The sequence below is a fragment of the Komagataeibacter kakiaceti JCM 25156 genome (assembly GCF_000613305.1).
The window spans coordinates 1-6,517 of record NZ_BAIO01000108.1 but is presented as its reverse complement, the minus strand read 5'-3'; the positions used below and the strand labels follow the sequence as shown (position 1 = coordinate 6,517).

Below are 6,517 nucleotides of genomic sequence, written 5' to 3'. Positions count from 1 at the left end.
CTGCGGGATGGCGTGAAAGGGTCATCCGGTTCAGGAATCCTGCTGGGGGGAGAGACGATGGCGCCGGGACAGCCGCCCGTACAGCCGGTTGAAACATGTGCGGCAGACAATCGCGAGCCGATCGAGGTAAAGATAGACGACCGGCGTTGTATAGAGCGTCAGCGCCTGACTGACGAGCAGCCCCCCCACGATCGCGATGCCCAGCGGGCGGCGCAGTTCCGAGCCATAGCCATGGCCGAATATGAGCGGCAGCGCCCCCAGTGCGGCGGCGAACGTGGTCATCATGATCGGGCGGAAGCGCAGCAGGCAGGCGGTGCGGATGGCGTCCAGCGGCGTGTGTCCCTCATCGCGCTCGGCGGTCAGGGCGAAATCCACCAGCATGATCGCGTTTTTCTTGACGATGCCGATCAGCAGGATCACCCCGATCATGGCGATGAGCGAGAATTCCTCGCCAAACACCTGTAGCGCCAGCAGCGCGCCCACCCCGGCCGAGGGCAGGGTGGACAGGATGGTCAGCGGGTGGACATAGCTTTCATACAGGATGCCAAGCGTCATGTACACCGCCGCCAGCGCCGCCAGGATCAGCAGCGGTTCATTATTGACCGACTTCTGGAACTGCGCGGCGTTCCCGGCGAAGCTGCCCTGGATATTGGCGGGCATGTGCAGGCGCACGGCTTCCTCGTTGATGATCTGCACCGCCTGACTGAGCGAGACGCCATTGGCGAGGTTGAACGAGATGGTGCTGGAAACGGACTGCCCCGCATGGTTGACGCTGAGCGCCGTCAGCGCGGGTCTGAGGACCGAGACCAGTGTCAGCGGCACCATTTCCTCCGAACTGGTTGAAACGGCGGACCCGCTGGAGGTGCTGTTGCCGCCCGCCAGCGTATTGGCGATCTGGTTACGGAACGACTGCGCGCTGAGCTGGGACGCGGTGGTGCCCGTGTCGGTACGCACACGGATGGTGTTGGACTGCGTGCCGCCCCCGGCCGATCCCCCCGCCACACTGACCCAGACCTGCCTGAGCGTGCCCGGATCCTGCCAGAAACGCGGTTCGACCTCCATCACCACGCGGTACTGGTTGAGCGGGTTGTAGATGACCGAGCCGCGCGCTGGCCATAGGCGTCGAACAGGGTATTGGACACGAGCTGTGGCGTGATGTTGAGGCGGCTGGCCGTATCGCGGTCCACCACCACGTCCAGCGCCGATCCCCCCTGAAGCACGTCCGATGAAATGTCGGACAGTTCACGATGTTTCTGCAGCGCGGTGACAAGCTGCGGCGTCCATTTGTACAGATCCTGCGATGAATCGGACTGGAGCGAATACTGGTAGGCCGCGTTGCTCTGCCGCCCGCCAATGCGCAACTGCCCCGGCGCGGAGGCATAGAACTGCGCGCCCACCATCTTGCGCAACCGGCGCGAGATGCGCGCGATGGTGACGGCAGGCGGGTCGGTGCGCAGGGACTTGTCCTTGAGCACCACGAACAGGTTGGCCTGGTTGGACGTGCCGCGCCCGCCCATGAACCCCATGACGCGCGATACGTCCCGGTCCGCCATGATGGCCTTCTGCACGGTGGCGATCTTGCCCTGCATGGCCTGGAACGAGATCGACTGGTCACCCTGCAGGTGGCCCATCAACATGCCCGTATCGGATTCGGGAAACAGGCCCTTGGGCATCTTGATGAACAGGCCGACCATGATGGCGATGGTCAGCGGCAGGGACAGGATGGTCAGCCGCCGGTGCGTGATCGCCCATTCCAGCGACTGCGCGTAGCCCTGCTGGGCGGCATGGAGCGCGCGCTCCAGCCGCTGCCCGATCCGCCCCATGATCCCCTTGGATGGCGTGGCCTCATGGCGGCGTAGCAGGTGCGCCGTCATCATGGGGGTCAGCGAAAGCGAAAGCACCATGGAGATGACGATGGTGATGGACATCGTCATGGCGAATTCATGGAACAGGCGCCCCGCCACGCCGCTGAGCAGCAGGATGGGCAGGAACACCGCGATCAGCGATACGGTAATGGACATGACCGTGAACGCGACCTCACGCGCGCCCAGCAGCGTGGCCTGCAGGCGGTCCATGCCCGCCTCCATGTGGCGGCTGATGTTTTCAACCACCACGATGGCGTCATCCACCACGAACCCGGTGGAGATGGTCAGCGCCATGAGCGACAGGTTGTCCAGCGAATACCCCATCAGTTTCATCACGCCAAAGGTGGTGATGATGGAGGTCGGCACCACGATGGCCGGGATGATGGTGATGCGCGGTGAATGCAGGAACACCAGCACCACCAGCACCACCAGCACCACGGACAGGACAAGCGTGAACTGCGTATCGGCCAGGGCCGCGCGGATGGTGGTGGAGCGGTCCATGAGATCGCCAAGATCCACATCTCCCGGCAGCGCCGCGCGCAGGGTGGGCAGCTTGGCGCGGATCTGGTCGTTGGTGCTGATGATGTTGGCCCCGGCCTGCGCGAAGATGATGGCCAGCACGGCGGGCCTGCCATCGACATACCCGGCGTTGCGCACGTCCTCCACGCTGTCGCGCACATAGGCCACGTCCGCCAGCCGTACGGGGCGGCTGTCGTGATAGGCCACGATCAGGTCACGATAGGCCTGCGCGTTATGCACCTGATCATTGGTGGCGAGCACGAAGCGGCTGTCACCCTGATCGATGAAGCCCTTGGGCGTATGCGCGTTGGCCGAGGCGAGGGCGGCGCGGATGTCCTCGAACCCGATGCCGAATTTGTACAGCGCCAGCGGGTTCATCTCCACCCGCACCGCCGGCAGCGAACTGCCGCCGATTTCCACCTGCCCCACCCCCTGTATCTGGGAGAGATGCTGCTGGAGCACGTTCGACGCCAGATCGTACAGTTGCGGGGCCGTGCGCGTCCGGGATGTCAGCGCCAGGATCATGACCGGCGCGCCGTTGGGGTTGGCCTTGAAATAGCTGGGGTTCTGCCGCAGCGACGTGGGCAGGTCGGCATGCGCGGCCTGAAGGGCGGCCTCCACATCGCGGGCCGCGCCGTTGATGTCGCGATCCAGCGAGAACTGCAACGTGATCCGCGCCTGATTGGCGGAGGACTGGGAGGTCATTTCCGTCAGCCCCGCGATCGCGCCCAGATGGCGCTCCAGCGGGGCGGCGACCGAGCTTGCGATTTCCTCGGGCGAGCCGCCAGCCTGCCGCGCCTGCACCTGTATGACCGGGAAATCGATATTGGGCAGGTCGGCCACTGGCAGCGTGACAAAGCCGATCACGCCCCCCAGCAGCAGCGCCACGGTCAGCAGGATCGTGGCGACCGGCCTGCGGACGAACAGGGCCAGCGGGTTCATGCAGGGGCCTGCGGGCCGGGCAGGCCATCCGTGTCGTGGTCACCATCCGCCCCGCCAAACCGTGCGCGCAGTTTCTGGCTGATCCCGTCCATGAGCAGGTAGATGACCGGTGTGGTGAACAGCGTCAGCAACTGGCTGACCAGCAGCCCCCCTACGATGGCGATGCCCAGCGGGCGGCGCAGTTCCGAACCGGTGCCGGTGCCGATGACCATGGGCACCGCCGCCAGCATGGCGGCCAGCGTGGTCATGAGGATGGGCCGGAAACGCAGCAGCGCGGCATGGCGGATGGAGGCGATGGGCGACATCCCCTCCACCCGTTCGGCCTCAAGCGCGAAGTCGATCATCATGATGGCGTTTTTCTTGACAATGCCGATCAGCAGCACAAGCCCGATGATGCCCATCACATCCAGCCCCGCCCCCGTCACCCACAGCGCCAGCAGCGCGCCAATCCCGGCCGAGGGCAGGGTGGACAGGATGGTGATGGGATGGACGAAACTTTCATACAGGATGCCCAGCACGATATAGACCGCCACCAGGGCCGCCAGCACCAGCCATGCCTCGTTGGAAAGCGAACTGCGGAAAGCCGCCGCCGTGCCCTGAAACGCGGTCTGGAAACTGGCGGGCAGGTGAATGTCCGCCGCCGCCTGCTCGATCGCATCCGTCGCATCGCCCAGCGCGTAACCGGGCTTTACGTTGAACGAGACCGTGGTGGCTGGGAACTGCCCCACATGCGTGATCAGCAGCGGCGCGGTATCGCGCGTGACGCTGGTGACGGCGGCCAGCGGCACCAGCCCCGATGTCGGCGCGCGTGTCGGGCCGGAGGTGCTTTCCCCCGCGTTGCCGCTGATGCCGGGCAGGTAGATCTGGTTGAGCGAGCCCATGTCGTGCTGGAAGGCGGGATCGGCCTCCAGAATCACGCGGTACTGGTTGGACTGCGTGAAGATGGTCGAGATCTGGCGCTGGCCGAAACTGTCATACAGGACGTTGTCGATGGTCTGCGGCGTGATGGAATACCGCGCCCCCGTGGTGCGGTCGAGATCGACATGCGCCACCAGCCCCGCCGCCTGCAGGTCGGACGTCACATCCGACAGGGCCGGTTCCTGCTGCAGGCGGGCGATGAATTTCGGCACCCATGTAATGAACTGGTTGTAGTCCGGGTTTTCCAGCAGGAACTGGTACTGCGTGGCCGCGACCGAGGTGTCGAGCGAGAGATCCTGCACCGGCTGGACATACAGTTCCGCCCCGGCGATGTCGGCCGTTTCCGCGCGCAGGCGGTCAGCGACCTGCCGCGCCGTGGCGGTGCGCGTGCCCAGCGGCTTCAGGTTGATGAGGAACCGCCCCTGGTTGAGGGTGACGTTCTGCCCGTCCACCCCCACGAAGGAGGACAGGCTGCTTACATCCGGGTCCTGCAGGATCCGGTCGGCCAGTTCCTGCTGGTGGCGTTTCATGGCGGTGAAGGACGTGGATTGCGCCGTGACCGAGATGCCCTGGATCACGCCCGTATCCTGCACGGGAAAGAAGCCCTTGGGAATGATCACGGCCACCACGCCGGTCAGCACCAGTGTCAGGGCGAACACCGCCAGAGTCAGCCGCTGGTGGCGCAGCACCACGTCCAGCGCGCGGCCGTACCCCGCGATCGTCGCCTTGGTCCACCGTTCCACGGCGCGCGACCATGCGGGTTCGTCGTGGCCGTCGCTGCGTTCATGCAGCAGGCGGGCGCACATCATCGGCACGAGCGTGAGCGAGACCACGGCGGAGAGGATGATCGTCACCGCCAGCGTCATGGCGAATTCATGGAACAGGCGGCCCACCACATCGCCCATGAACAGCAGCGGGATCAGCACCGCGATGAGCGAGACGGTGAGCGAGATGATGGTGAACCCGATCTCGCCCGCGCCCTTGAGCGCGGCCTCCATGCGGCTGTCGCCCATTTCGATGTAGCGGGCGATGTTCTCGATCATGACGATGGCGTCATCCACCACGAAGCCGGTGGCGATGGTCAGTGACATGAGCGAGAGGTTATCGAGCGAGAAGTCCAGCAGGTACATGACCGCCAGCGTGCCCACCAGCGAAAGCGGCACCGACAGGCTGGGAATGAGCGTTGCCGGCACATTGCGCAGGAACACGAAAATCACCCCCACCACCAGAACCAGCGCAAGCCCCAGTTCGAACTCCACATCCTCGACCGAGGCGCGGATGGTCGTGGTCCGGTCGGTAAGCGGCGTGATGGTGATGCCCGGCGGCAGCGCCTGCTGCAGGCGCGGCAGGGCGTATTTGATGTTGTCCACCACCGAGATGACATTGGCGCCGGCTGGCGCTGCACGTTCATGACCAGCGCGGGCGTGCGGTTGGCCCAGGCGGCCAGCTCGGTGTTTTCCGGGCCTTCCACCACCGTGCCGATGTCGCGGATGCGCACGGGGCCGTTGTTCTGGTAGGCGATGACCTGGTTGAGGAGCTGTTCGGGGCCGGAGAGCTGCCCGTCGATGCGCAGGGTGGTCGCGCGGCTGGGGCCATCGAACGTGCCGGTGGGGGAGTTGACGTTCACATTGCCGATCGTCGTGCGCAGCGTATCGAGGTCGATGCCGAACGAGGTCAGCTTGGGAATGTTCACCCGCACGCGCAGCGCCTTGCGGTTGCCGCCGGACAGCGTCACCAGCCCCACACCCGAAATCTGGCTGATCTTTTCGGCCAGGCGGGTGTCAACATAATCCTCCACCTCCGTCAGCGGCATGGTGGCCGATGAGATGCCCAGCGTCATGACCGGCGTATCCGCCGGGTTGACCTTGGCGTAGACCGGGGGGGCGGGCAGGTCGGTCGGCAGCAGGGAGTTGGCCTGATTGATCGCGGCCTGCACCTCCTGCTCGGCAATGTCCATGGTCATGTCCAGGCCGAAGCGCAGCGTAATGACCGACGCCCCGCCCGAGGAGCGGGAGGTCATCTGCTCCAGCCCCGACATTTCACCAAGCTGGGTTTCCAGCGGCGCGGTGACGGAGGTGGCCATCACGTCCGGGCTGGCGCCGGGGTAGAAGGTCTGCACCGTTATGGTGGGGTATTCCACTTCCGGCAGGGCGGAGACCGGCAGGAAGTGGTAGCCAGAAGTCCCGCCAGCAGTATGGCCAGCATGAGCAGCGTGGTGGCGACCGGGCGGTGAATGAACAGGCGGGATGGGTTCACGCGGCAATCTCCGGCGG

2 pseudogenes are annotated in these 6,517 nt (G+C 65.4%); both read right to left on the bottom strand.

Annotated elements, in window-relative coordinates:
- Positions 1–30: 30 nt before the first annotated feature.
- Positions 31–3,326: pseudogene (locus JCM25156_RS22615) on the bottom strand (efflux RND transporter permease subunit).
- Positions 3,323–6,500, bottom strand: a pseudogene (locus JCM25156_RS22610) (efflux RND transporter permease subunit). The pseudogenes JCM25156_RS22615 and JCM25156_RS22610 overlap by 4 nt, the downstream one beginning before the upstream one ends.
- Between the last annotated feature and the right edge of the window lie 17 nt (positions 6,501–6,517).